Raw genomic sequence first — 25,707 nt, forward strand, 5'->3', positions numbered from 1 at the left:
CATTTCATGTGGCGGACGCTCGATGCGCCGCGCTAGAGGGCCGGATCGAGCCAGCCCGGCAATCGCGGGTCAAGCTCGGCTCTGCTTTTTTTAGTTTCGTAATGGTTTTTTAACTTCGCCAAACATTGGCGGCGAAGCAACTCTGCTTAAGGTAGCCCCGCCGCGGTTGTCCGACCGCGTCTTCGCAACCATCACCCGTGCGTGCGCCACCCGGCTGCCACGTTCGAAGGAGTACAACAATGAATCGGACCACGCTGAGCCCTGCCGTGCCTGAAGGCACCCCGAACGTTTCGCTGCTTTCCCAACGCATCTTCAATCTTCCGCTGCCGCTGTTCGCCATCGCCCTGCTCGTCATGGCCGCCGCCATCGTCACCGATACCCTGCCCACCGGCATGATCGGCGCGTTGCTGGTGATGATGCTGCTGGGCGAGCTGCTCGGTTTCGCCGGCGACCGTCTACCCATCATCAGGACCTACCTCGGCGGCGGCGCGATCATGGCGCTGTTCGGCGCCGCGTCCATGGTCTATTTCGGCTGGCTACCCGCCGCGGTGGCCGATGATGTCGCCAGTTTCATGAAGGGCGGCGGCTTTCTCGACTTCTATATCGCCGCGCTGATCACCGGCAGCATCCTCGGCATGGATGCCAAGGTGCTGGTGAAAGTCGGCTCGCGCTACGCGTTGCCGCTGCTGTGCTCGGTGCTGTTCGCCGCGCTGTTCGCCATGGCCGTGGGCGCGCTGCTCGGTTTCTCGCCGCAGGATGCGGTGGTGGTCATCGCCATGCCGATCATGGGCGGTGGCATGGGTGCCGGCGCGGTGCCGATGAGCCAGATCTACGAGCAGCTGCTCGGCCAGCCGGCCAGCTACTACATCTCGATCCTGGTGCCGGCCCTGGCCCTGGGCAATGTCTTCGCGATCATCATCGCCGGATTGCTCAACGGCCTGGGTAATCGCTACCCGTCACTGACCGGCAACGGCCAGATGATGCCGGGCGTGGATGTCAGCGACAAGGAAGGTCCGATCACCCTGCCCGCCCTGGGCATCGGCCTGGTTGCCGCGCTGAGCTTCTTCATTGCCGGGCAGATCCTCGGCAAGTTCGTGCCGTTGCATCCCTATGCCTTGATGATCGTGCTGGTGGCGCTGCTCAAGGTGAGCAATCTGGTGCCCGAGTCGATCAACGACGCTGCTTCCCAGTGGTTCCGCTTTGTTGCGCGCAACTGGACCTTCGCGCTGCTGTTCGGCATCGGCGTGGCCTTCACCGACCTCGGCCAGGTGCTCGACGCCATCTCGCTGACCTACGTGCTGATCGTCTTCGCCGTGGTCGCCGGCGCCGCCTTCGGCGCGGGCCTGGTAGGCCGCCTGGTCGGCTTCTACCCCATCGAATCGGCGATCACCGCCGGGCTGTGCATGGCCAACATGGGCGGCACCGGCGACGTCGCGGTGCTCTCCGCGGCGCGGCGCATGTCGCTGATGCCGTTCGCGCAGATCTCCTCGCGCCTGGGCGGCGCGCTGATCCTGCTGATCTCCAGCGTGGTGGTGCCGTTGTTCTTTACCTGACCGACGTTTTCAGTCATCCGGAAGTGAAAAAGCCCCGACCTTGCGGTCGGGGCTTTTCGTTTGGCTGCGGCGCCATCAGCCGCGGAAGTAATTCACCCGCCGGTTCAGCTCCTGCGCCAGGGTGGTCAGATCCTGACTGGAGGCTGCGACCTGATTCGATGCCGCCGAGCTGGTCACCGTCGAGTCGTGAATGCGCGTTACGCTCTGGTTGACCTCCTCGGCCACCGCGCTCTGCTCCTCCGAAGCGGTCGCAATCTGTGCATTCATCTCGTTGATCGCGCCTACTTCCTGACGAATCTTGGCCAGGGCGTTCTCTGCCTGCAGGGTCTGTTCCACGGTCTGCTGTGCCAGCTGCTTGCTCGATTGCATTACCTCCACCGCCCTGCCGGCGCCCGCCTGCAGCGAGGCGATCATCTCGCTGATCTCGCTGGACGACTGCTGCGTGCGGTTGGCCAGCGAGCGCACCTCGTCGGCCACCACCGCGAAGCCACGACCATGGTCGCCGGCGCGCGCCGCCTCGATGGCTGCGTTGAGCGCCAGCAGGTTGGTCTGTTCGGCGATGGCAGTAATCACCTGCAGAATCTTCTCGATATCCCCGCTCTGTGCCGAGACCTGATTGACGGTATCGGTGGCGCTTTCCAGCACCTTGGCCAGGTTGTGGATCGACACGGCCGTCTCACCGACGATGCGGGTGCCGGTCTCGACCTGCTCGTCGGCGCTTTTCGCTGCAGTCGCGGCATTGGCGGCGAAACTGGCTACCTCGCTCACGGTGGCAGCCATCTGGTTGATCGCCGTAGCCACCTGCTCGGCCTCGGCCGACTGCCGCTGAATCTGCTGATTGCTGCTCGCCGAGGAGGTCAGCAACTCGCTCGATGCCGTGCCGACGCCATCGGCTGCGGTGCGCACCTCGGCGATGATCGAGGTGAGCCGGCTGGCCATCTTCGCCGTCGCCCCCATGACGCTATCCGGGTATGGCGTGACGATCCGCTGTCCCAGGTCGCCGTTGGCCAGATTGCCGATCACCCGCGCCACCTCGTCGGGCTCGGCCCCGAGGGTCGAACGCAGCTTGCGGATGATCACCACCGCGATCGCCACACCCAGCAGCACCGCCACGCCGGTCACCGCGACGATGAGCGCGAGGAAGCCGCTGGCGGTCTCGCGGACCACGGTCACGTCCTGATTGATGCTCGATTCCTGGTGATCGATGAACGCGTTGATCAGCCGCAGCCATTCGCTATAGGCCCCGGCGACGTTTTCCAGGAGAAATTCGTAGGCGCGATCCGACCCCTCGTTGAAGCGCAACTCGACCACCTGGCGGGTCAACGCGTTGGTCTTCGCCTCGATGGTTTCGATCTGCCCCATCAGTTGCCGCTCGAGGGCATCGGCAGAGGGCTGTGCGAGCATCGACTTCATCGGTACGGCGGACTCGGCATACAGCTGCGCCAATCGTTCGATTTCCGCCACCTGCTGCCGGGCGAACGCGGGATCGGCCGCACTGACCGCGTCCCGCACGGCAATCGCGCGGTCATGCACGCTGCCGCGGAAGTTGATCGCATAGCGCTGCTTCAGGCCGGCCTGCGAGCTGATCTGGCTCATGCTGCGGTCGATGATGTCGACTTTGAGCGCACTGACCACGGCGACCGCCACCATCAGCCCCAGGATCACCAGAAACCCCAGGCCCAGGCGCATGGATACCGACATCTGCTTGTTCATCGAACACTCCTCTAGCCAGACTGCGAGGCAGCCATTCAGTCAGTCGTTGATGCTCCGAGCGATACTCGCAGCGGGAAAACTTGTACAACATAATGTCATCTTGACATTACTTGTACAAGTTTGATCGACGGACTATCGGCCGCAAGCGGCTGAATATGGCTGATTCGGTGTTCGCGCTGAGATATCGCAGTCTCAAGGACGGGGGCTTGCAGAGCTTTTGTACAACTTTTCGGACTCGACTGCCGACCGGTTGTAACAACCGTGCCAATCGGCACACCGGAGCAACTCGGCCCGGCAATCGCCAGACAGCAAAAAGGCGCCCGAAGGCGCCTTTCTGTTGTCTCGCAACGGGTGTCAGACCTTGCTGCGCTCGAAGCGCTTGCGGTCGTTCTCGTTGAGATACTTCTTGCGCAGGCGGATCGACTTCGGCGTCACTTCAACCAGCTCGTCGTCGGCGATGAATTCCAGCGCCTGCTCGAGGGTGAACTTGATCGGCGGAACCAGGGCGATGACTTCGTCCTTGCCGGAAGCGCGCATGTTGTCGAGCTTCTTGCCCTTGGTGGGGTTGAGCACCAGGTCGTTGTCACGGCTGTTGATGCCGCACAGCTGGCCTTCGTAGATCTCGTCGCCCGGCGCCAGGAACAGCTTGCCGCGCGCCTGCAGGGTTTCCAGCGAGTAGGTCAGCGCGGTACCGGTGGCCATCGAGACCAGCACGCCGTTCTGGCGGTTGGTCACTTCACCGGCCTTGATCGCGCCGTAGTGGCTGAAGGTCGAGGTCAGGATGCCCGAGCCCGAAGTCAGGGTCAGGAAGTTGTTACGGAAGCCGATCAGGCCACGCGCCGGGATGGTGTATTCCAGGCGCACACGGCCCTTGCCATCCGGAACCATGTTGCTCAGGTCGCCCTTGCGCAGACCCATCTGCTCCATTACCGGACCCTGATGCTGCTCTTCGATGTCGATGGTGACGTTCTCGTACGGTTCCTGCTTCTCGCCGGCCTCGTTCTCGATGATCACCACTTCCGGACGGCCAACGGCCAGCTCGAAGCCTTCACGACGCATGGTTTCGATCAGCACCGACAGGTGCAGCTCGCCACGGCCGGAAACCTTGAACTTCTCAGGGCTGTCGCCCGGCTCGACGCGCAGGGCGACGTTGTGCAGCAGCTCCTTCTCCAGACGGTCCTTGATGTTGCGGCTGGTGACGAACTTGCCTTCCTTGCCGGCGAACGGCGAGTCGTTGACCTGGAAGGTCATGCTCACGGTCGGCTGGTCGACGGTCAGCGGCGGCAGGGCCTCGACGTTGTTCTGGTCGCACAGGGTGTCGGAGATGTACAGCTCGTCCATGCCAGACACGCAGACGATGTCGCCCGCTTCGGCTTCCTGCACTTCAACGCGCTGCAGACCGGAGTGACCCATGATCTTCAGGATGCGGCCGTTGCGCTTCTTGCCATCGGCACCGATAGCGGTGACCGGGCTGTTGGCCTTGATGGTGCCGCGGGCGATGCGGCCGATGCCGATCACGCCGAGGAAACTGTTGTAGTCCAGCTGCGAGATCTGCATCTGGAAAGGACCGTCGAGGTCGACTTTCGGCGACGGAACGTGGTCGATGATGGCCTGGAACAGGGCATCCATGTTGTCGTCCATCTTCTCGTGGTCCATGCCGGCGATGCCGTTCAGGGCGCTGGCGTAGACGATCGGGAAGTCCAACTGCTCGTCGGTGGCGCCGAGGTTGTCGAACAGGTCGAAGATCTGGTCGATAACCCAGTCAGGACGCGCGCCCGGACGGTCGATCTTGTTCACCACGACGATCGGACGCAGGCCGGCCTTGAAGGCCTTCTGAGTCACGAAGCGGGTCTGCGGCATCGGGCCATCCTGGGCGTCGACCACCAGCAGTACGGAGTCGACCATGCTCATGACGCGCTCGACTTCACCGCCGAAGTCAGCGTGGCCGGGGGTGTCGACGATGTTGATGTTGTAGCCATTCCACTTCAGCGCGGTGTTCTTCGCCAGGATGGTGATGCCGCGTTCCTTTTCCTGGTCGTTGGAGTCCATCACGCGCTCGTTTTCCAGCTCCTTGCGGTCCAGGGTGCCGGACAGACGCAGCAGCTTGTCGACGAGGGTGGTCTTGCCATGGTCAACGTGGGCGATGATGGCGATGTTGCGTAGATTCTCGATCACTGATTCTTTTCTCTGTAGATAGCTTCGAGCTGAGGCTGGAAGCTGGAAGTAGTCCGGACGAAGACAGTCTGTCCGAGGGTTGTATGGCCTGGCCTTGCGATCAGTGCCGGTCGGGAGGGCGGTGGCGGATGCTGCCGCCAAGCAGCCCCGGCTGTTTCACCGATGAGTCAGGCCGGACGATAGACGCGTACATTGACATGCCCCTCGCTCAGCAGATGGTGAGCATGCAGGCGGCTCATGACACCTTTGTCGCAATACAGCAGGTACTGGCGGTTTTCATCCAGTTCCTTGAAGCGGTTGTTCAGCGCATAGAACGGCAGCGTCTGTACTTCGATGCCAGCCAGTTCGAGCGGTTCGTCCTCGGCGGCATCGGGGTGACGAATGTCGATGATCACCTGGCCGGCGCTCGGCTCGACGACTTCTTCGACCTGCAGATCCTGGCCCAGCTCGTCGATCACGCGGTCGATGGCGACCTGGCGGGCGTTGGCCAGGGCGCGTTCGAGAATCGCCATGTCGAACTGCTTTTCTTCGTGTTCGATGCGGTAGCGCTTGGCCTTGGTGGTCGGGTTCACCGAAATCACGCCGCAGTACTCGGGCATGTTCTTGGCGAACTCGGCGGTGCCGATCTCGAAGGCGGTGTCGATGATGTCCTGCTTGTGGCTGGCGATCAGCGGGCGCAGCACCAGCATGTCGGTGGCCGAATCGATTACCGAGAGGTTCGGCAGCGTCTGGCTGGAGACCTGGGAGATCGCCTCGCCGGTGACCAGCGCATCGATGTGCAGGCGCTCGGCGATCTGCGTGGACACGCGCAGCATCATGCGCTTGAGGACCACGCCCATCTGGCTGTTGTCGACCTTCTGCAGGATCTCGCCGACCACTTCCTCGAACGGCACGCTGATGAACAGCACGCGGTGCGAGCTGCCGTATTTCTTCCACAGATAATGCGCCACTTCCATCACGCCCAGCTCGTGGGCACGGCCGCCGAGGTTGAAGAAGCAGAAATGCGTCATCAGCCCGCGGCGCATCATCTGATAGGCGGCGACGGTGGAATCGAAGCCGCCGGACATCAGCACCAGGGTCTGTTCCAGCGCGCCCAGCGGGTAGCCGCCGATGCCGTCATGCTGCTCGTGCACGACGAACAGGCGCTGGTCGCGGATCTCCATGCGCACTTCGACTTCCGGTTTTTTCAGCGAAATCCCGGCGGCGGCGCACTGCTGGCGCAGCTGGCTGCCAACGTGGCGCTCGACGTCCATGGAGCTGAACGGATGCTTGCCGGCACGCTTGCAGCGCACGGCGAAGATCTTGCCCGGCAGGCGCTCGGCGTAGTGCGCCTTGCATCTGGCGACAATGTCGTCGAGATCGCCCAGCGGGTACTCGTGCACTTCCAGGCAGTGCGCGATACCGGGCGTGCAGCGCAGGCGCTCGATCATCTCGCGCAGCAGCTTGGGTTCGCTGAGCGCGGTTTCCACTTCGATGTTGTCCCACACGCCCTCGACCCGCAGGTCGGGATCGAGCTCGCGCAGCACGGTACGGATATTCTTCGCCAACTGACGAATGAAGCCCTTGCGCACCGGCGGACTCTTGATGGTGATTTCGGGGAAAACCTTGACGATCAGCTTCATGGAAACAGCGCGGCGCCGACGTGGCAGGAAAAGAGGGGCGCGGAGTATAGCGGAAACTGCTCAACATTTAACCGCTTTATTCAAATGCACCAGGACGCACCAAAACAAGGCGAAAAATCCTCAGCGCGCACCAACAAAGAGCATCATTTGTCCAGGATAGCTACGCTTTAGCCCGCAAAAACGCGGCGGCAGCGTCACTACAGGCCTGCGGTACCAATACGGAGCACTGGCATGCAATTTGCTCCCTTGTGAGGCAGGTCGCCTTGGCGGAACATCGCCGCCCGGCTTCACCCTGATTCGGAAGCTCACTGTCATGCTTCCACCACTTGGAGAACACCATGTCGAAGTCGCTTCAACTGATCAAAGATTACGATGTGAAGTGGATTGATCTGCGCTTCACCGATACCAAAGGCAAGCAGCACCACGTCACCGTTCCGGCTCGTGATGCCCAGGATGAAGACTTCTTCGAGCACGGCAAGATGTTCGACGGTTCTTCCATCCATGGCTGGAAAGGCATCGAAGCCTCCGACATGATCCTGATGCCGGTCGACGAAACCGCCGTGCTCGATCCGTTCACCGAAGAGCCGACCCTGATTCTGGTCTGCGACATCGTCGAGCCGAGCACCATGCAGGGCTACGACCGCGACCCTCGCTCCATCGCCAAGCGCGCCGAGGAGTTCCTCAAGACCACCGGCATCGGCGACACCGTATTCGTCGGCCCGGAGCCGGAGTTCTTCATCTTCGACCAGGTCAAGTTCAAGTCGGACATCTCCGGCTCGATGTTCAAGATCTACTCCGAGCAAGGCTCCTGGATGACCGACCAGGACGTCGAAGGCGGCAACAAGGGCCATCGCCCGGCTGTCAAGGGCGGTTACTTCCCGGTTCCGCCGTGCGACCACGACCACGAAATCCGTACTGCCATGTGCAACGCCATGGAAGACATGGGTCTGGTCGTCGAAGTGCACCACCACGAAGTGGCTACCGCCGGTCAGAACGAGATCGGTGTGAAGTTCAACACCCTGGTCGCCAAGGCTGACGAAGTTCAGACCCTGAAGTACTGCGTGCACAACGTCGCCGACGCCTATGGCAAGACCGCGACCTTCATGCCGAAGCCGCTGTATGGCGACAACGGTTCGGGTATGCACGTACACATGTCCATCTCCAAGGATGGCAAGAACACCTTCGCTGGCGAAGGCTATGCCGGCCTGTCCGAAACCGCCCTGTACTTCATCGGCGGCATCATCAAGCACGGCAAGGCCCTGAACGGCTTCACCAACCCGGCAACCAACTCCTACAAGCGTCTGGTCCCGGGCTTCGAAGCACCGGTCATGCTGGCCTACTCGGCCCGCAACCGTTCCGCCTCGATCCGTATTCCGTACGTTTCCAGCCCGAAAGCCCGTCGTATCGAAGCGCGCTTCCCGGACCCGGCTGCCAACCCGTACCTGTGCTTCGCTGCACTGCTGATGGCTGGCCTGGACGGTATCCAGAACAAGATCCACCCTGGCGATGCGGCCGACAAGAACCTGTACGATCTGCCGCCGGAAGAAGGCAAGCTGATCCCGCAGGTGTGCGGCAGCCTGAAGGAAGCCCTGGAAGAGCTGGACAAGGGCCGCGCGTTCCTGACCAAGGGCGGCGTGTTCTCCGACGAGTTCATCGATGCCTACATCGAGCTGAAGTCCGAGGAAGAGATCAAGGTGCGCACCTTCGTGCACCCGCTGGAATACGACCTGTACTACAGCGTCTGATCCAGCTCGCGTGACAGGAAGGCCACCCTCGGGTGGCCTTCTTCGTTTCTACTCCATGCCGACCCGCGCAGCTTGTACCGCCTCGCAAATCACACCGATGGTGCTTGCCTGCAGGCCGGCGCGGTGCAAGGCTTCCGCAGTCCAACTCCGCGGAGTCTCCCATGCGTAGCGCACTGCTCAGCCTGCTATTGATCATCAGCCTCCCGGCGCTCGCCGAGATCTACAAGTACACCGACGCACAAGGCAACACGGTATTCACCAACCAGCCGCCGGAAGGCGTGCAGGCCGATACGGTAGACCTGCCGCCGGCCAACACGGTGAACATCCGCACGCCTGAGCCGCCACCACCGCTGCCGGACCGTCAGCAGAACCAGCAGACGCCCTACCAGACCCTGATGCTGAGCGGCATTCCGGATGCCGAGGCGCTGCGCGCCAACAACGGCACCTTCGTCGTCAGCGCGGTACTGGAACCTTCGCTGCAACCCGGCCATACCCTGCGCTTCCTGCTCGATGGCATTCCTCAGGCCGCGCCCAGCCCGGCGACCTCGCTGCAACTGAACAACGTCGAACGCGGCGACCACCGCCTGCAGGTCGAGGTGCTCGCCGGCCAGCGCGTGATCCAGCGCAGCGAGGCGGTGCCCTTCACTGTGCAGCGCGTGAACACTTCGAGCCCCGCGCTGCGTCCGCCACCACCCAAGCCGAAGCCGGCTTCTTGAGCATCGTTCGCCAAGCGGCGGCCATCCTGCTGCTGGCCACCGCCCTGCCAGCCCTTGGCGGCATCTATTCCTATATAGATGCCGAGGGCAACCGGGTCTTCACCGACCGCCCCACCGGACAGGTGGTGGAGGAAGTCCAGCTGAATCCCTCCAACAGCATGGCGGCGCAGCCGACACCCGCCCCGCGCGCGGTCCAACCACCGAAGCAGCAGGCAGCCGCCGTCCATTATCAGCTGCAGATCCTCAGCCCGGCGGCAGACGAGACGATCCGCAACAACGCCGGCACGGTGAGCGTTACTGTGCAGGCGGAGCCCGCATTGCAAGCCGGCCATGCCTATCAGGTCCTGCTCGACGGGCAGCCTTTCGGCGCGCCCGGTGAAGAGACGAGCTTCGAGCTCAGCAATGTCGATCGCGGTACCCACCAACTGGCAGTCGCGGTGGTGGATGAAGCGGAACGCGTCCTGCAACGCACCGAGAACCAGCCCTTTCATCTGATTCGCACCTCCCTGGCTCAGCGACGGATGGTCAATCCGTGCAAAAAAGGTGATTACGGTGTGCGCCCGGAATGCCCGCTGAAGGACAAGCCGGTAGAAAAACGCGACATTCCGTTCGTGCCCTTTCTATGATCACTGGATGCACCTGTTTGGTGCGCCCAGCAGATGAACTGATTGCTCATCACCAATTTGGGTCACCGGACAGCCCGTAGGGCTGCAGCATCACGCCAATCCGCGCCGCAATGGCGCGTTTGGTTTGGTTCTTGCATTTCCTGCCAGAACTTCCGGACGCAGACCTGCCATGATCAACGAAGCCCTGCAACGCCTGCTGATCGAGAATCTGACCACCGCGACGCTGCTGCTCAACTCGCGCTTGCGCCTGGAGTACATGAACCCGGCTGCCGAGATGCTGTTGGCCGTAAGCGGCCAGCGCAGCCACGGCCAGTTCATCAGCGAGCTGTTCACCGAGTCGCCGGAAGCCCTGGCCGCACTGCGTCAGGCGGTTGAAGAAGCCCACCCCTTTACCAAACGCGAAGCCACCCTGACCTCTGCTACCGGCCAGTCGCTGACCGTCGACTACGCCGTGACCCCGGTGCTGACCCGTCAGGAGACCATGCTGCTGCTGGAAGTACTGCCGCGCGACCGGCTGCTGCGCATCACCAAGGAAGAAGCCCAGCTGTCCAAGCAGGAAACCACCAAGATGCTGGTGCGCGGCCTCGCCCACGAGATCAAGAACCCTCTGGGCGGTATCCGCGGCGCCGCGCAACTGCTGGCCCGCGAGCTGCCGGAAGAACACCTGAAGGACTACACCGAGGTCATCATCGAGGAAGCCGACCGCCTGCGAAATCTGGTCGACCGCATGCTCGGTTCGAACAAGCTGCCGTCGCTGGCGATGACCAACATCCATGAAGTGCTCGAACATGTCGCCAGCCTGATCGAGGCCGAATGCCAGGGAAGCATCATTTTGGTGCGCGACTACGACCCGAGCATTCCCGAGGTCCTGATGGACCGTGAACAGATGATCCAGGCCGTGCTCAATATCATGCGCAACGCCATGCAGGCGCTGGCCGGGCAGAACGATCTCGGCCTCGGCCGCCTCACCCTGCGCACCCGCACGCTGCGCCAGTTCACCATCGGTCATATCCGTCATCGCCTGGTGGCACGCATCGAGATCATCGACAACGGTCCGGGCATCCCTGCCGAACTGCAGAACACGCTCTTCTACCCGATGGTCAGCGGTCGTCCGGACGGAACCGGGCTGGGCCTGGCCATCACCCAGAACATCATCAGTCAGCACCAGGGCCTGATCGAATGCGAGAGCCATCCTGGCCACACCGTGTTCTCGATCTTCCTACCGCTGGAACAAGGAGCCACATCAGCATGAGCCGAAGCGAAAACGTCTGGATCGTCGACGACGACCGCTCCATCCGCTGGGTCCTGGAAAAAGCCCTGCAACAGGAAGGCATGGCCACGCAGAGCTTCGACAGCGCCGACGGCGTGCTGGCCCGCCTCGCCCGCCAGCAGCCGGATGTGATCATCTCCGATATCCGCATGCCCGGCCTCAGCGGCCTGGACATGCTCTCGCAGATCCGCGAGCAGTACCCGCGCCTGCCGGTGATCATCATGACCGCGCACTCGGACCTGGACAGCGCCGTGGCGTCCTATCAGGGCGGTGCCTTCGAATACCTGCCCAAGCCGTTCGACGTCGATGACGCGGTCTCGCTGGTCAAGCGCGCCAACCAGCACGCCCAGGAGCAGCAGAACCAGCAGGAGCCCGCCAACCGCCACCACACGCCGGAGATCATCGGCGAGGCGCCAGCGATGCAGGAGGTGTTCCGCGCCATCGGCCGCCTCAGCCATTCCAACATCACCGTGCTGATCAATGGCGAGTCGGGTACCGGCAAGGAGCTGGTGGCCCACGCCCTGCACCGCCACAGCCCGCGCTCGGCCTCGCCGTTCATCGCGCTGAACATGGCGGCAATCCCCAAGGATCTGATGGAGTCGGAGCTGTTCGGCCACGAGAAAGGTGCCTTCACCGGTGCGGCCAATCAGCGCCGCGGCCGCTTCGAGCAAGCCGACGGCGGCACGCTGTTTCTCGACGAGATCGGCGACATGCCGGCCGACACGCAGACGCGCCTGCTGCGCGTACTGGCCGATGGCGAGTTCTACCGGGTCGGCGGCCACACGCCGGTGCGCGTCGATGTGCGCATCATCGCCGCCACGCACCAGGACCTGGAAACGCTGGTGCAGGCCGGCAAGTTCCGTGAGGACCTGTTCCACCGTCTGAACGTCATCCGCATTCATATTCCCAGGCTGTCCGATCGCCGCGAGGACATCCCGGCGCTGGCCGAGCACTTCCTCGCCAGCGCCGCGCAGGAGCTTTCGGTGGAAACCAAGGTGCTCAAGCCGGAAACCAAGGAATACCTGCAACACCTGCCATGGCCGGGCAACGTGCGCCAATTGGAGAACACCTGCCGCTGGATCACGGTGATGGCATCCGGGCGCGAAGTGCATGTCGACGACCTGCCGCCGGAGCTGCTCAACCAGCAGGCCGAGGCACAGCCGGCGCACAACTGGGAACAGGCGCTGCGCAACTGGTCCGACCAAGCCCTGGCGCGCGGCCAGAGCAACCTGCTCGACGAGGCGGTGCCGGCCTTCGAACGGATCATGATCGAGACGGCACTCAAGCACACCGCCGGCCGCCGCCGCGATGCCGCGCTGCTGCTCGGATGGGGTCGCAACACCCTGACGCGCAAGATCAAGGAGCTGGGGATGCGCGTCGATGGCGCCGACGACGATGAAGGAGACGACAGCTGACCTACCCGTGGGCGGCGAGATATAGAGAGTGACCACGAACCCCGCTGCCGGCGGGGTTCATTATTTCTGACGCAGCGATTCTTTCAGCTCACGGTCGCTTGGCCGCCACCACCTTTACCGCGAGGCGCCAGCCGCCATCGCGACGTTCTCCACGCCACTGCCCCTGCAACGGCCGCGCCGCGACCAGATGCAGCAACAGACCTTTCTCGGTCTGCTGTAGGCGCCACGCCACCGGCATGCCGTCTATCTGCAACTGTCCGGCCTGCGGCTCGCCCTCGGCCTGGAACAGCAGGGCGAACGCCCCTTCGAGGTGCTCGTCATATATCTCGGGCTCGCGGTCGAACTGCAACGAAAGGCCTTGCGGTTGCGACTCCAGCACCTCGAGCTGGACCGGCCCCGGCGCGGTGAGGCGACCGATCATCAGCCCGATCAGCAGACCGATCAGCACCAGCGAGCCGAAAAAGCGCCGCCGCAGCCGCGGCATCGGGTCCTGCTCCCCGGTAGAATGCCGCCGATCCTCAACCTCGGTGCTGCGCATGTTTCACGTGATCCTGTTCCAACCGGAAATTCCGCCCAATACCGGCAACATTATCAGGCTCTGCGCCAATACCGGCTGCCACCTGCACCTGATCGAGCCGCTGGGTTACGAGCTGGACGACAAGCGCCTGCGCCGCGCCGGCCTCGACTACCACGAGTACGCCACGCTGGAGCGTCACGCCGACCTGCCGAGCTGCCTCGCGCGGATCGGCATCGACGCCGCAAACCCCGACGGCCCGCGACTGTTCGCCTTTACCACCAAGGGCTCGCAGCCCTTTCATGAAGTGTCCTATCGACGCGGCGATGCGCTGCTGTTCGGCCCGGAGAGTCGCGGCCTGCCGGCGGAGATCCGTGACGCCCTGCCCAACGAGCAACGCCTGCGCCTGCCGATGCGGCCCGACAGCCGCAGCCTGAACCTGTCGAACACCGTGGCCGTCGCGGTGTACGAGGCCTGGCGCCAGCACGGCTTCGCCATGGAGTGAGCGGTACAACCTTGTGACAACGGGTCCTGAACGATCCGCCGTGGTCCCCGTCGTAAACAGACAAGCTCCCTTGGCAGCAGGAGAAACGACGTGTCCCAGACCAAGTTCAGGCCCTACCACGCGCCCGCGGGCGGCTGGGGATCAGCCTACTCCGTCGCCAATATCCTGCTGCGTGAGCGCGTCTCGCCGGCCGGTATCGGCCTGCTGCTCAAGCAGAACAAACCGATCGACGGTTTCGCCTGTGTCAGTTGCGCCTGGGCCAAGCCGCATCCGTCACGACCACTGTCGTTCTGCGAGAACGGCGCCAAGGCGACTGCGTGGGAAACCACGTCGCTGCGCTGCGGCCCGGAATTCTTTGCCAGGCACAGCGTCAGCGAGCTGCTCAACTGGAGCGACTACGATCTCGAGCAGCAGGGCCGGCTGACCCATCCGCTGCGCTACGACGCTGCCAGCGATCACTATCAGCCGGTCAGCTGGGATGAAGCCTTCGCCGAGATCGGTGCCGAGCTCAAGGCCATGGCCGATCCCGACCAGGTGGTGTTCTACATGTCCGGCCGCGCGGCGCTGGAAACGGCCTACATGTATGGTCTGCTGGCGCGGCTGTACGGCACCAACAACCTGCCGGACAGCTCCAACATGTGCCACGAGAGCACCTCGGTGGCGCTGCCGGAGAGCATCGGCGTGCCGGTGGCGACCGTCACCCTGAACGATTTCGAGCACACCGACGGGCTGTTCTTCTTCGGCCACAACACCGGCACCTCCAGCCCGCGGATGCTGCATCAGCTGCAGGAAGCCCGTGAACGCGGCGCTCAGATCGTCACCTTCAATCCGCTGCGCGAGCGCGGGCTGGAGCGCTTCGTCAATCCGCAGTCGCCGCGCGAGATGCTCACACCGGACAGCACGGTGATCAGCACCCAGTACCACCAGCTCGCCATCGGCGGCGACATGGCCGCCATCGCCGGCATGTGCAAGGCGCTGTTCGCCATGGACGACCAGGCCGTCGCCGAGGGCCGCAAGCGCGTGCTCGATATGGCTTTCATCGAGCAGCACACCCACGGCTTCGAAGCCTTCGAGCAACGCATCCGCAGCTACAGCTGGGGACATCTGGAACGCCGCTCGGGCTTGAGCCGTACCGCCATGGAGGCCGTGGCCACCGTTTATGCCAGCTGTGAACGGGTTATCGCGCCATACGGCATGGGCCTGACCCAGCACCGCTACGGCGTACAGACCATCCAGATGCTGGTCAACCTGCTGCTGTTGCGCGGCAACATCGGCAAGGAAGGCGCAGGCATCCTGCCGGTGCGCGGTCATTCCAACGTGCAGGGCCAGCGCACCGTCGGCATCACCGAAAAGGCGGCAAAGGTGCCGGCGGACAATCTGCGCCGACAGTTCGGCTTCGAGCCGCCGGGCGATGACGGCGTGAACACCGTGGAGGCCTGCGAAGGCATTCTCGACGGCAGCATCCGCGGCTTCATCGGCCTGGGCGGCAACTTCGTCCGCGCCATTCCCGACACCCTGCAGATGGAGCCGGCGTGGCGCAAGCTGCGGCTGTCGGTACAGGTATCGACCAAGCTCAATCGCAATCACCTGATCACCGGTGAGGTGTCCTATATCCTGCCCTGCCTGGGACGGACCGAGATCGACCGCCAGGCCACCGGCGAGCAGCGTCACACCACCGAGGACAGCACCGGCTGCATCCGCGCCTGGCGCGGCGCCGCCCAGCCTGCCGGCGAGCTACTGCTGTCGGAACCGGCAATCATCGCGCGGCTGGCCAAGGCCACGCTGGCGCCCAACCCGATGCTGGACTGGGATGCCTGGGTCGCGGACTACAGCCTGATCCGCGACGCCATTGCCGAGAGTTACCCGGAGATCTTCCACGACTTCAACGTGCGCATGATGGAGCCCGGCGGCTTCCACCGCCCGCTCGGTGCGAGCGAACGACGCTGGGATACCGAGTCGGGCAAGGCCAACTTCATCAATCCGCCATCGCTGTCCGCCGACCCGGATACCGAAGAAAACGGCCACGAGCAGCACGACGTACTGCAGATGATGACGCTGCGCAGCAATGACCAATTCAACACCACTGTCTACGGCTACGACGACCGCTTCCGCGGCATTCATGGCACCCGCGCGGTGATCCTGATGAACCGCAACGACATCGCCCGCCTGGGCCTGGCCGAGAACGATCGCATCGAAGCGATCACCGTGGTCGACGATGGCGTGCATCGCGCAGTCAGCCCGTTGCGGGTGACGCCCTACAACATTCCCGAGGGCTGCTGCGCCGGCTATTACCCGGAATGCAACGCGCTGTTACCGGTCTGGCACCACGCCGAACGCAGCAAGGTGCCGGCGGCCAAGTCGATCCCGGTGCGCCTGCGCAAGCTGATCGCCGCGGCGGTTGCCGGCGACGTGCCGCGCCAGCCCAGTCGCCCGCAGCGCGGCGAAGAGCCCGGACCGGCCTGAGCGACTGAGCGCTGCAAAGCAAAGCGCTGTAACACGGCTGTCGATGAACCTCATCGACAGCCGTTGAAAAGCGGCCAGCAGTCCCCCATATCAACCGCATTCGGGCATTCATCGCCCCGCAGTGTGGAGATTTTCCTTTGACCACCATCGTTTCAGTGCGCCGCAACGGCAAAGTCGTCATGGGCGGCGACGGCCAGGTTTCCCTGGGCAACACCGTCATGAAAGGCAACGCCAAGAAGGTCCGCCGCCTCTATCACGGCCAGGTACTGGCGGGCTTCGCCGGTGCCACCGCCGACGCCTTCACCCTCTTCGAACGCTTCGAAGGCCAGCTGGAGAAACATCAGGGCCACCTGGTTCGCGCCGCCGTCGAGCTGGCCAAGGACTGGCGTACCGACCGTTCGCTGAGTCGCCTGGAAGCCATGCTGGCGGTGGCCAACAAGGATGCCTCGCTGATCATCACCGGCAACGGCGACGTGGTGCAGCCCGAGGACGACCTGATCGCCATGGGCTCTGGCGGCGGTTTCGCCCAGGCCGCGGCCAAGGCACTGCTGCTCAAGGCCGGCGCCGACATGTCGGCCCAGGAAATCGCCGAAACGGCGCTGAACATCGCCGGCAGCATCTGCGTGTTCACCAACCAGAATCTGACCATAGAGGAGCTGGACAGCGCGGTCTGACAGGCCGATGAAAAACTAGCCGCGTTGCCTCGCCTAGGTTTTTCAAGCCGCCTGTTTGGTACCCCGCCCAGCTTCCGGAGTAATGAAGAAATGTCCATGACGCCCCGCGAGATCGTCCACGAACTCAACCGCCACATCATCGGCCAGGACGACGCCAAGCGTGCCGTGGCTATCGCTCTGCGCAACCGCTGGCGGCGCATGCAGCTGCCGGCTGAACTGCGCCAGGAAGTCACCCCGAAGAACATCCTGATGATCGGCCCGACCGGTGTCGGCAAGACCGAAATCGCCCGCCGCCTGGCCAAGCTGGCCAATGCGCCCTTCCTGAAAGTGGAAGCGACCAAGTTCACCGAGGTCGGCTATGTCGGCCGTGACGTCGAATCGATCATTCGCGACTTGGCCGACGCCGCGCTGAAGATGCTGCGCGAGCAGGAGGTGCACAAGATGCGCCACCGCGCCGAAGACGCCGCCGAAGAGCGCATTCTCGATGCGCTGCTGCCGCCAGCGCGCCCGGTGGGCTTCTCCGAGGAGCCAATGCAGGCGAGCGATTCCAACACCCGCCAGCTGTTCCGCAAGCGCCTGCGCGAGGGGCAGCTGGACGACAAGGAAATCGACATCGAAGTGGCCGAAAGCCCGGCCGGCGTGGAGATCATGGCCCCACCCGGCATGGAGGAGATGACCAACCAGCTGCAGAACCTCTTCGCCAACATGGGCAAGGGCAAGAAGAAGAGCCGCAAGCTGAAGATCAAGGAAGCCTTCAAGCTGATCCGCGACGAGGAGGCCGCGCGCCTGGTCAATGAAGAAGACCTCAAGGCCCGCGCCCTGGAAGCGGTTGAGCAGAACGGTATCGTCTTCATCGACGAGATCGACAAGGTGGCCAAGCGCGGCAATACCAGCGGCGCCGACGTCTCCCGCGAGGGCGTGCAGCGCGACCTGCTGCCGCTGATCGAAGGCAGCACGGTCAACACCAAGCTGGGCATGGTCAAGACCGACCACATCCTCTTCATCGCCTCCGGCGCTTTCCACCTGTCCAAGCCCAGCGACCTGGTGCCGGAACTGCAGGGTCGCCTGCCGATCCGCGTCGAGCTCAAGGCGCTGTCACCGCAGGACTTCGAGCGCATCCTCACCGAGCCGCATGCGGCGCTCACCGAGCAATACCGTGAACTGCTGAAAACCGAGGGCCTGCACATCGAGTTTCTCGAAGACGGCATCAAGCGCATCGCCGAGATCGCCTGGCAGGTCAACGAGAAGACCGAGAACATCGGCGCGCGTCGCCTGCACACGCTGCTCGAGCGGCTGCTGGAAGAGGTTTCCTTCAGTGCTGGCGATATCGCAGCCAAGCAGGACGGCGAAGCGATCCGCATCGACGCTGCCTACGTCAACGAGCACCTCGGCGAACTGGCGCAGGACGAAGACCTGTCGCGCTACATTCTCTAACCGTCGCGGCCGTGGCGATCGCCGCGGCCGGTTTTCCGGAGCGTTGCATGCGCATCCCCACCGCAATCAAGCTGCACAAGGCATCGAAAACGCTGGAGCTGGAGTACGGCGCCGACGAGCGCTACGTGCTGTCCGCCGAGTTCCTGCGTGTGCATTCGCCCTCGGCGGAAGTCCAGGGCCACGGCAATCCGGTGCTGCAGACCGGCAAGCTGAACGTCGGCCTGGAGCAGATCGAGCCGGCCGGCCAGTACGCACTGAAGCTGACCTTCAGCGACGGCCACGACAGCGGCCTGTTTACCTGGGACTATCTGGAACGCCTGGCGCTGAATCAGCAAGCGCTGTGGGATGACTATCTCGCGGCGCTGGCGGCCGCTGGCAAGTCACGCGACCCGAATGAATCGGTCGTCAAGCTGATGTTGTGAGGACGAACCCGTAGGGTGGATCACGCTTCATCGATCCACCGGGTGACGGCACACCGGATGGCGCTCCACCCATTGGAGTCGCGGTGGATGTAAAAAGCGACATCCACCCTACGTCCCCGCACCTATTCGAGGCGCCCGTTAAGCTGGGCGCCAGCTCAGACCAGCGCCTTGTCCAACGCCCGCTCGATCTGGCCCTTGATGCTGCCGCCCATGGCCGAGAGCAGCAGGCCGAGGTTGAGCAGCACCTTGACGCTGTCCTCGTAGACTTCGATGCGCCCGTCCGCACCGCTGCGCTTGACGGCCAGCACATCGCCCTGCCACTGACAGCTCACGCCGAACTCGCGAGCTAGGCGCGCGGCCAGCTCGTCGGCCTTCTCGCGTGCGGCCTCGCGGCCAAGATTGTGGGTACGTTCGACGATGATCTGGGCCATTACGACTCCTGGCTGCGCCCGAAAAGGCGCGCACTATAGCAAAGCAGCGACGAACGGCGGAGGGAGCCATAGCGTGCCCACAAGAGGCTGCAGGCGCGCACGGCGACTTCCCTTCTCGGCGACCGGCCTCCCCAACCCTGCGACATGTCGCCGCTAGACCTTTTGCCGGCCGCGGCCAGCTCGACGCTTATCAGCCGGCCATTTAGGTTTAGAATGCCGGGCACATTCTTCTCGGCGAAAGTGACATGACCGACCCTCGCAAAGCGCATGACGCAGAACCGACCACCCATTTCGGCTACAAGAACGTGCCGGAAAGCCAGAAGGCGCAGAAGGTGGCCGAGGTGTTCCACTCCGTGGCCGCCAAGTACGACCTGATGAACGACCTGATGTCCGGTGGCGTGCATCGCCTGTGGAAGCGCTTCACCATCGAGCTGTCCGGCGCCCGCCACGGTAACCGCGTGCTGGATATCGCCGGCGGCACCGGTGACCTGACCCGCCAGTTCTCGCGCATCGTCGGCCCTACCGGCGAGGTGGTGCTGGCCGACATCAATGCTTCGATGCTCAAGGTCGGCCGCGACAAGCTGCTGGACAAGGGCGTGGCCGGCAACGTCAAGTTCGTCCAGGCCGATGCCGAGAAGCTGCCCTTCCCGGACAACCACTTCGACGTGGTCACCATCGCTTTCGGCCTGCGCAACGTGACGCACAAGGAAGACGCCATCGCTTCCATGCTGCGCGTGCTGAAGCCGGGCGGCCGTCTGCTGGTGCTGGAATTCTCCAAACCGACCAATCAGCTGTTCTCCAAGGCCTATGACGCCTACTCGTTCAGCCTGTTGCCGATGATGGGCAAGCTGATCACCAACGACGCCGAGAGCTATCGCTACCTGGCCGAGTCGATCCGCATGCACCCGGATCAGGAAACCCTCAAGAGCATGATGGAGACCGCCGGTTTCGAGCGCGTCAGCTATCACAACATGACCGGCGGCATCGTCGCCCTGCACCGCGGCATCAAGCCCTGATGTTGCGCACTGCCCTGCTGGCCGGTGCCGAGCGCGGCATCAATCGCGTCCTGCGCCTGGACCCCACCGCACTGCCGCGACTGGCACGCCTGAACGGCCGGATCATCGAGATCGACTGCACCGCGCCGGCCTGGCGCCTGTTCATTCTCGCCGATGACGAAGGTCTGCGCCTGGCCAGCAACTGGGGCGCGGAGGCCGATTGCCGCCTGCGCGCGCCAGCGAGCAGCCTGCTGCGCCTGGCCGTCAGCCGCAACAAGACCGCGGTGCTGCATGGCCCCGAGGTCGAGATCGACGGTGACAGCGGACTGCTGATGAACCTCGCCGAAGTGCTGCAGGATCTGGAGCTGGACTGGGAATACGAAGTTTCCCGCTGGCTCGGCCCGGTCGGCGCACAACTGCTCGGTTCCAGCCTGCGTAGCCCAGTGGACTGGGTACGCGACAGCGCCGACTCGCTGCGTCAGGATCTTGCCGACTACCTCAGCGAGGAGTCGCGGATGCTGGTCGGCCAGGCCGAAGCCCAGGCACGTTTCGACGAGCTGGATGACATGAAACTTGCCCTCGACCGACTCGAAGCCCGCATCGAGCGCCTCGCCCTCAACCTGAATCCAGATCGCCCCGAATGAAGCTGTTCGCCGCCGCACGCCGCCTGTTTCGCATCCTGCTGGTGGTGATCCGCTACCGCCTCGATGACATCATTCTCGACCTGCCGATGCCCTGGTGGCTGCGCGCGACCAGCTATCTGCTGCCCTGGCGCTGGATTCCGCGTCGGCGCAGCGAGTTGTCCCGTGGCGCACGGCTGCGCCTGGCGCTGGAAGGTCTGGGGCCGATCTTCATCAAGTTCGGGCAGATCCTCTCCACCCGCCGCGACCTGCTGCCGCCGGATATCGCCGAAGAGCTGGCGATGCTGCAGGACCGCGTGCCGCCATTCGATTCAGCCGTCGCCACAGCGCTGATCGAGCGCCAACTGGGTGCGTCGGTGGGGGAGATCTTTGCCCGCTTCGACAGCAAGCCGCTGGCCTCCGCCTCGGTGGCTCAGGTGCATGCGGCCAAGCTGCGTTCCGGCGAGGAAGTGGTGGTCAAGGTGGTGCGCCCGAACCTCAAGCCGATCATCAGTCAGGATCTGGCCTGGCTGTTCATGCTGGCCAACAGCGCCGAGCGCATCTCCATCGACGCGCGCCGTCTGCACCTGGTGGAAGTCGTCGACGACTACGCCAAGACCATCTACGACGAGCTGGACCTGTTGCGCGAAGCGGCCAACGCCAGCCAGCTCAAGCGCAATTTCGAAGGCTCGCCGCTGCTCTACGTGCCGCAGATCTACTGGGACTATTGCCGCCCGCAGGTGCTGGTGATGGAGCGCATCTACGGCGTCCCGGTGACCGACATGGCCGGGCTGGCGCGGCAGAACACCGATATGCGCCAGCTCGCCGAGCGCGGCGTGGAGATCTTCTTCACCCAGGTGTTTCGCGACAGCTTCTTCCATGCCGACATGCACCCCGGCAACATCTTCGTCAGCAGCCATCAGCCGTGGAGCCCGCAGTACATCGCGGTGGACTTCGGCATCGTCGGCAGCCTGACGCCCGAGGATCAGGACTACCTGGCGCGCAACCTGATGGCCTTCTTCAAGCGCGACTACCGCAAGGTCGCCCAGCTGCATATCGATTCGGGCTGGGTGCCGGCGGAAACCAAGGTCAACGAGTTCGAGGCGGCAATCCGCACCGTCTGCGAGCCGATCTTCGAGAAGCCGCTGAAGGACATCTCCTTCGGCCAGCTGCTGGTGCGTCTGTTCCAGGTGGCGCGGCGCTTCAACATGGAAGTGCAGCCACAACTGGTGCTGCTGCAGAAGACACTGCTCAACATCGAAGGCCTCGGTCGCGAGCTGTACCCGGATCTCGACCTCTGGAGCACCGGGCAGCCTTATCTCGAGCGCTGGATGCGCGAACGCATGAGCCCCAAGCAGCTGATCAAGAATGTGCACGCACAGATCGAGCAACTGCCGCATCTGGCACACATGACCCGCGAGCTGCTCGAGCGTATGTCGCACCCCCATGCGAACAACCCGCCGCCGCCCTGGCGCGAGCGCCATCGCGGCTGGCCGCTGCGCCTGATCGGCGCGCTGCTGCTTGGCAGTGGCGCCACACTGGCGGCCAGCGCCGAGAATCTTGCTGCCATCACCGCATGGCCGGCCTGGGTCATGCTGGTGGCCGGCGTCTTCATCGTGGTACGCCGATAGCCATCGCTGGTGCGGGCTGGCACACTTGGGCGCATTGAGTGGAGAACCGGATGAACTGGCTGGACGAAATCAACTGGAACGCCGACGGCATGGTCCCGGCGATCGCGCAGGACTACCAGAGCGGTCGCGTGCTGATGATGGCCTGGATGAACCGCGAGGCGCTGGCGCTGACCGCGCAGGAAGGCCGCGCCATCTATTGGTCACGTTCGCGTGGCAAGCTGTGGCGCAAGGGCGAGGAGTCCGGGCATGTGCAGCGGCTGCATGAGCTGCGCCTGGATTGCGACGCCGACGTGATCATCCTGATGGTCGAGCAGATCGGCGGCATCGCCTGCCATACTGGCCGGGAAAGCTGCTTCTACCGTGTCTTCGAAAATGGCAGCTGGAAAGTCGTCGAGCCGGTTCTCAAGGACCCGCACGCCATCTATGCGGAGCACAAGCATGAGTGACACCCTGACCCGTCTGGCCGAGGTGCTGGAGGCCCGCAAGGGTGCGGCGCCGGACAGCTCCTACGTTGCCAGCCTGTATCACAAGGGCCTGAACAAGATTCTCGAGAAGGTCGGTGAGGAATCGGTGGAAACCATCCTCGCCGCCAAGGACGCCGCCGTGAGTGGCGACGCCAGCGACCTGATCTACGAAACCGCCGATCTGTGGTTCCACAGCATGGTCATGCTCGCCGCGCTCGGCCAGCACCCGCAGGCAGTGCTGGATGAACTGGATCGACGCTTCGGTCTCTCCGGACACGCGGAAAAAGCCGCGCGTCCGCAAACCTGATTCACATCGGAGATATCACCATGGGTTTTGGCGGCATCAGCATCTGGCAACTCCTGATCATTCTGCTCATCGTCATCATGTTGTTCGGCACCAAGCGCCTCAAGGGCCTGGGCTCCGACCTCGGTGATGCGATCAAGGGCTTCCGCAAATCCATGGGCACCGACGAGGAAAAGCCCGGCGTCGAAGACAAGCAGAACCACACCATCGATGCGCAAGCGCGCAAGGTCGAAGAACCGACCAAGAAAGACTAGTCCCTGGCTCGACGCGGTCACGCAGTGCTGCGCGACCGCTCTCTCTATTGATGTGAGCACGTCCTGATGTTCGATATCGGTTTCACCGAACTGCTACTGGTCGGCCTGGTGGCGCTGATGGTGCTCGGCCCGGAGCGCCTGCCGGGTGCGGTGCGAACCACCGGCCTGTGGGTTGGCAGGCTGAAGCGCAGCTTCAGCAACATCAAGGCCGAAGTGGAGCGCGAAATCGGCGCCGACGAGATCCGTCGCCAGCTGCATAACGAGCGCATCCTCGACCTTGAGCGGGAGATGAAGCAGAGCATCATGCCGCCAGCGCCATCCAGCCCCTCGACTGCCGCCACGCCGCCAGCGGCGGGCAACGCGACCGAGGTCGCCGCCAGCGCTGGCAGCAGCGCAGCCGACGTCGGCAGCACGCTAGCGCCACCTGCGGAATCGTCTGCCTCCAGCGCCGAAGCCGTGCCCACTCCTCGCCCCGACAGATCACCCGAACCATGAGCCAGTCTTCCATCGACGACCAGGAAATGCCGCTGGTCGCGCATCTGACCGAGCTGCGCAAGCGCCTGCTGCGTTGCGTCGTGGCCATCGCCCTGCTGTTCGGCGGGCTGTTCTATTTCTCGCAGCAGATCTACGCACTGGTCGCCGCACCGCTGCGCGCCTATCTGCCCGAAGGCGCGACGATGATTGCCACTGGCGTCGCCTCGCCCTTCCTGACACCGTTCAAACTGACGCTGATGGTTGCGCTGTTCCTGTCGATGCCGGTAATCCTGCACCAGATCTGGGGCTTCATCGCGCCCGGGCTGTACAAGCACGAAAAGCGCATCGCCGTGCCGCTGCTGGTGTCGAGCATCTTCCTGTTTTACGCCGGCATGGCATTCGCCTACTTCGTGGTGTTCCCGATCATGTTCGGCTTCTTCGCCAGCGTGACACCGGAAGGCGTGGCGATGATGACCGACATCGGCCAATACCTCGACTTCGTGCTTACGCTGTTCTTCGCCTTCGGCGTGGCGTTCGAGATTCCGGTGGCGACGTTCCTGCTGATCTGGGTCGGTATCGTCGATGTCGCCACCCTGCGCAAGAGCCGCCCGTACGTGATCGTTGGCTGCTTCGCCGTCGGCATGGTGCTCACACCGCCCGACGTGTTCTCCCAGGCGCTGCTGGCCGTGCCGATGTGGCTGCTGTTCGAGGCTGGGGTGATCTGCGGCAGCCTGGTGAAGAAACGCGACCCGCATTTCCGCGGCGACGCCGAGGACGAAGCGCCGGAAACCGGTGACCAGCCCCCCGCTCCACGCCCGTGAACCTGCTACTGCTCGAGCAGGCAGACTTCGTCGCCGATGACCATGTTCTGTTGCGTGATCGGCGCCTGACACACCTGCAACAGGTTCATCGCGCGGAAGTCGGCGAGAGCCTCAAGGTCGGCCTGCTTGGCGGCGACATGGGTAGTGGCCGCCTGTTGCGTCTGGATGCCGGCGAAGCGGAACTGCAGGTCAGCTTCGACCAACCGCCACCGGCCAAGCTGCCGCTGACTCTGCTGCTGGCACTTCCGCGGCCGAAAATGCTCCGCCGCGTACTGCAGACCGTCGCGACCATGGGCGTGCCGCAACTGGTGCTGCTGAACAGCTATCGGGTGGAGAAAAGCTTCTGGCAGACGCCCTTCCTTGAACCGGCCGCGATCCATGAACAGCTGATTCTTGGCCTGGAGCAGGCGCGCGACACCGTGCTGCCGGAAGTCATCATCGAAAAGCGCTTCAAGCCCTTCGTTGAGGATCGCCTACCGCAACTCAGCGCGGGCACCCTGGGCCTGGTCGGTCATCCCGGCGACTATCCGCACTGTCCACGCGCTGTCGTTGGGCCTGTCACGCTGGCGATTGGCCCGGAAGGCGGCTGGATTCCCTACGAGGTGGAAAAGCTCGCCGCCGCGGGGCTGCAGCCGGTACAGCTGGGCGAGCGCATCCTGCGCGTCGAGACGGCAGTCAGCGCCCTGCTGGCCAGGCTGTTTTAAGCCCGCGCCATAGCACAGCCAGGCCTTCGTTCGCCGCGCGAGCCATGGCGCCCCGATGAACGTAACGCACCCACCCGGTGCCAGGGAGTCAGAGGCTAAGACTGCTCATGTTTCCGTGCGACCGCACGGGGACTCTGACCTATGCCCTAATCCAATAAAGAG

General features: G+C 63.8%; 25 protein-coding genes. 20 read left to right on the plus strand and 5 right to left on the minus strand.

Annotated features, from left to right (window positions below; genetic code table 11):
* Window positions 1–239 precede the first annotated feature (239 nt).
* The gene (locus tag PSEST_RS19095; RefSeq protein WP_015278576.1) at window positions 240–1,553 is read left to right on the plus strand and encodes a 2-hydroxycarboxylate transporter family protein; all 1,314 of its coding nucleotides are present in this window, start codon (window positions 240–242) and stop codon (window positions 1,551–1,553) included.
* Window positions 1,554–1,628: 75 nt separating this feature from the next.
* Here the strand turns inward: PSEST_RS19095 and PSEST_RS19100 are convergent, their stop codons facing one another.
* From PSEST_RS19100 to thiI, 3 genes are all read right to left on the minus strand, one after another.
* Complete coding sequence (locus PSEST_RS19100; protein WP_015278577.1) at window positions 1,629–3,266, minus strand: methyl-accepting chemotaxis protein; 1,638 nt, start codon at window positions 3,264–3,266, stop codon at window positions 1,629–1,631.
* Between the two features lie 354 nt (window positions 3,267–3,620).
* Window positions 3,621–5,441 (minus strand): translational GTPase TypA, encoded by a 1,821-nt coding sequence (gene typA / locus PSEST_RS19105; protein ID WP_015278578.1) that lies wholly within the window; start codon window positions 5,439–5,441, stop codon window positions 3,621–3,623.
* A gap of 167 nt (window positions 5,442–5,608) precedes the next feature.
* A complete protein-coding gene (gene thiI / locus PSEST_RS19110) occupies window positions 5,609–7,063 on the minus strand; it encodes a tRNA uracil 4-sulfurtransferase ThiI (RefSeq protein ID WP_015278579.1) in 1,455 nt (484 codons plus the stop codon).
* A 338-nt stretch (window positions 7,064–7,401) separates the two neighbouring features.
* On the opposite strand from thiI, the gene glnA reads away from it, so the two are divergent.
* The 5 genes from glnA (at window position 7,402) to ntrC (ending at window position 12,835) form a co-directional block, all read left to right on the plus strand.
* Window positions 7,402–8,808: a glutamate--ammonia ligase gene (gene glnA / locus PSEST_RS19115; protein WP_015278580.1), complete on the plus strand. Its 1,407-nt coding sequence runs from the start codon at window positions 7,402–7,404 to the stop codon at window positions 8,806–8,808.
* Window positions 8,809–8,969: 161 nt separating this feature from the next.
* A complete protein-coding gene (locus PSEST_RS19120) occupies window positions 8,970–9,524 on the plus strand; it encodes a DUF4124 domain-containing protein (protein ID WP_015278581.1) in 555 nt (184 codons plus the stop codon).
* A gap of 2 nt (window positions 9,525–9,526) precedes the next feature.
* A complete protein-coding gene (locus tag PSEST_RS19125; RefSeq protein ID WP_419184898.1) occupies window positions 9,527–10,150 on the plus strand; it encodes a DUF4124 domain-containing protein in 624 nt (207 codons plus the stop codon).
* 169 nt (window positions 10,151–10,319) lie between these two features.
* Window positions 10,320–11,402 (plus strand): nitrogen regulation protein NR(II), encoded by a 1,083-nt coding sequence (glnL, locus tag PSEST_RS19130; protein WP_015278583.1) that lies wholly within the window; start codon window positions 10,320–10,322, stop codon window positions 11,400–11,402.
* The gene (gene ntrC, locus PSEST_RS19135; protein WP_015278584.1) at window positions 11,399–12,835 is read left to right on the plus strand and encodes a nitrogen regulation protein NR(I); all 1,437 of its coding nucleotides are present in this window, start codon (window positions 11,399–11,401) and stop codon (window positions 12,833–12,835) included. The genes glnL and ntrC overlap by 4 nt, the downstream gene beginning before the upstream one ends.
* 88 nt (window positions 12,836–12,923) lie before the next feature.
* Here ntrC and PSEST_RS19140 read toward each other — a convergent pair whose 3' ends face one another.
* Window positions 12,924–13,373 (minus strand): hypothetical protein, encoded by a 450-nt coding sequence (locus PSEST_RS19140; protein WP_041756799.1) that lies wholly within the window; start codon window positions 13,371–13,373, stop codon window positions 12,924–12,926.
* Here PSEST_RS19140 and trmL point away from each other — a divergent pair.
* The 5 genes from trmL to PSEST_RS19165 all read left to right on the plus strand — a co-directional run bounded on the left by trmL (window position 13,372) and on the right by PSEST_RS19165 (window position 18,847).
* On the plus strand, window positions 13,372–13,854 hold the full coding sequence (trmL, locus tag PSEST_RS19145; RefSeq protein ID WP_015278586.1) for a tRNA (uridine(34)/cytosine(34)/5-carboxymethylaminomethyluridine(34)-2'-O)-methyltransferase TrmL: 483 nt from the start codon (window positions 13,372–13,374) through the stop codon (window positions 13,852–13,854). The genes PSEST_RS19140 and trmL overlap by 2 nt on opposite strands.
* 90 nt (window positions 13,855–13,944) lie before the next feature.
* Complete coding sequence (locus PSEST_RS19150) at window positions 13,945–16,317, plus strand: FdhF/YdeP family oxidoreductase (RefSeq protein ID WP_015278587.1); 2,373 nt, start codon at window positions 13,945–13,947, stop codon at window positions 16,315–16,317.
* 137 nt (window positions 16,318–16,454) lie between these two features.
* Window positions 16,455–16,991: an ATP-dependent protease subunit HslV gene (gene hslV, locus PSEST_RS19155; protein ID WP_011911583.1), complete on the plus strand. Its 537-nt coding sequence runs from the start codon at window positions 16,455–16,457 to the stop codon at window positions 16,989–16,991.
* Between the two features lie 90 nt (window positions 16,992–17,081).
* A complete protein-coding gene (hslU, locus tag PSEST_RS19160) occupies window positions 17,082–18,425 on the plus strand; it encodes an ATP-dependent protease ATPase subunit HslU (RefSeq protein ID WP_015278588.1) in 1,344 nt (447 codons plus the stop codon).
* A gap of 47 nt (window positions 18,426–18,472) precedes the next feature.
* Complete coding sequence (locus PSEST_RS19165) at window positions 18,473–18,847, plus strand: gamma-butyrobetaine hydroxylase-like domain-containing protein (protein ID WP_015278589.1); 375 nt, start codon at window positions 18,473–18,475, stop codon at window positions 18,845–18,847.
* Window positions 18,848–19,002: 155 nt separating this feature from the next.
* Here the strand turns inward: PSEST_RS19165 and PSEST_RS19170 are convergent, their stop codons facing one another.
* A complete protein-coding gene (locus PSEST_RS19170; protein ID WP_015278590.1) occupies window positions 19,003–19,278 on the minus strand; it encodes a polyhydroxyalkanoic acid system family protein in 276 nt (91 codons plus the stop codon).
* Window positions 19,279–19,523: 245 nt separating this feature from the next.
* Here PSEST_RS19170 and ubiE point away from each other — a divergent pair, with 245 nt between their 5' ends.
* The 9 genes from ubiE to PSEST_RS19215 all read left to right on the plus strand — a co-directional run bounded on the left by ubiE (window position 19,524) and on the right by PSEST_RS19215 (window position 25,545).
* Window positions 19,524–20,294, plus strand: coding sequence for a bifunctional demethylmenaquinone methyltransferase/2-methoxy-6-polyprenyl-1,4-benzoquinol methylase UbiE (ubiE, locus tag PSEST_RS19175; protein ID WP_015278591.1), 771 nt, complete (start codon window positions 19,524–19,526; stop codon window positions 20,292–20,294).
* Window positions 20,294–20,917: a ubiquinone biosynthesis accessory factor UbiJ gene (locus tag PSEST_RS19180; protein ID WP_015278592.1), complete on the plus strand. Its 624-nt coding sequence runs from the start codon at window positions 20,294–20,296 to the stop codon at window positions 20,915–20,917. The genes ubiE and PSEST_RS19180 overlap by 1 nt, the downstream gene beginning before the upstream one ends.
* A complete protein-coding gene (ubiB, locus tag PSEST_RS19185) occupies window positions 20,914–22,524 on the plus strand; it encodes a ubiquinone biosynthesis regulatory protein kinase UbiB (RefSeq protein WP_015278593.1) in 1,611 nt (536 codons plus the stop codon). The genes PSEST_RS19180 and ubiB overlap by 4 nt, the downstream gene beginning before the upstream one ends.
* A 50-nt stretch (window positions 22,525–22,574) precedes the next feature.
* Window positions 22,575–22,970 (plus strand): phosphoribosyl-AMP cyclohydrolase, encoded by a 396-nt coding sequence (gene hisI, locus PSEST_RS19190; protein WP_015278594.1) that lies wholly within the window; start codon window positions 22,575–22,577, stop codon window positions 22,968–22,970.
* Window positions 22,963–23,295: a phosphoribosyl-ATP diphosphatase gene (locus PSEST_RS19195; protein WP_015278595.1), complete on the plus strand. Its 333-nt coding sequence runs from the start codon at window positions 22,963–22,965 to the stop codon at window positions 23,293–23,295. The genes hisI and PSEST_RS19195 overlap by 8 nt, the downstream gene beginning before the upstream one ends.
* A gap of 20 nt (window positions 23,296–23,315) precedes the next feature.
* Complete coding sequence (tatA, locus tag PSEST_RS19200; RefSeq protein WP_015278596.1) at window positions 23,316–23,546, plus strand: twin-arginine translocase TatA/TatE family subunit; 231 nt, start codon at window positions 23,316–23,318, stop codon at window positions 23,544–23,546.
* 66 nt (window positions 23,547–23,612) lie between these two features.
* Window positions 23,613–24,041, plus strand: coding sequence for a Sec-independent protein translocase protein TatB (gene tatB, locus PSEST_RS19205; RefSeq protein ID WP_015278597.1), 429 nt, complete (start codon window positions 23,613–23,615; stop codon window positions 24,039–24,041).
* A complete protein-coding gene (tatC, locus tag PSEST_RS19210; protein ID WP_015278598.1) occupies window positions 24,038–24,841 on the plus strand; it encodes a twin-arginine translocase subunit TatC in 804 nt (267 codons plus the stop codon). Before tatB ends, tatC begins: the two co-directional genes overlap by 4 nt.
* Complete coding sequence (locus PSEST_RS19215; RefSeq protein ID WP_015278599.1) at window positions 24,838–25,545, plus strand: 16S rRNA (uracil(1498)-N(3))-methyltransferase; 708 nt, start codon at window positions 24,838–24,840, stop codon at window positions 25,543–25,545. The genes tatC and PSEST_RS19215 overlap by 4 nt, the downstream gene beginning before the upstream one ends.
* Window positions 25,546–25,707: the final 162 nt, after the last annotated feature.

Origin of the sequence: Stutzerimonas stutzeri RCH2, assembly GCF_000327065.1 — a bacterium.
Taxonomy (GTDB): Bacteria; Pseudomonadota; Gammaproteobacteria; order Pseudomonadales; family Pseudomonadaceae; genus Stutzerimonas; species Stutzerimonas stutzeri_AE.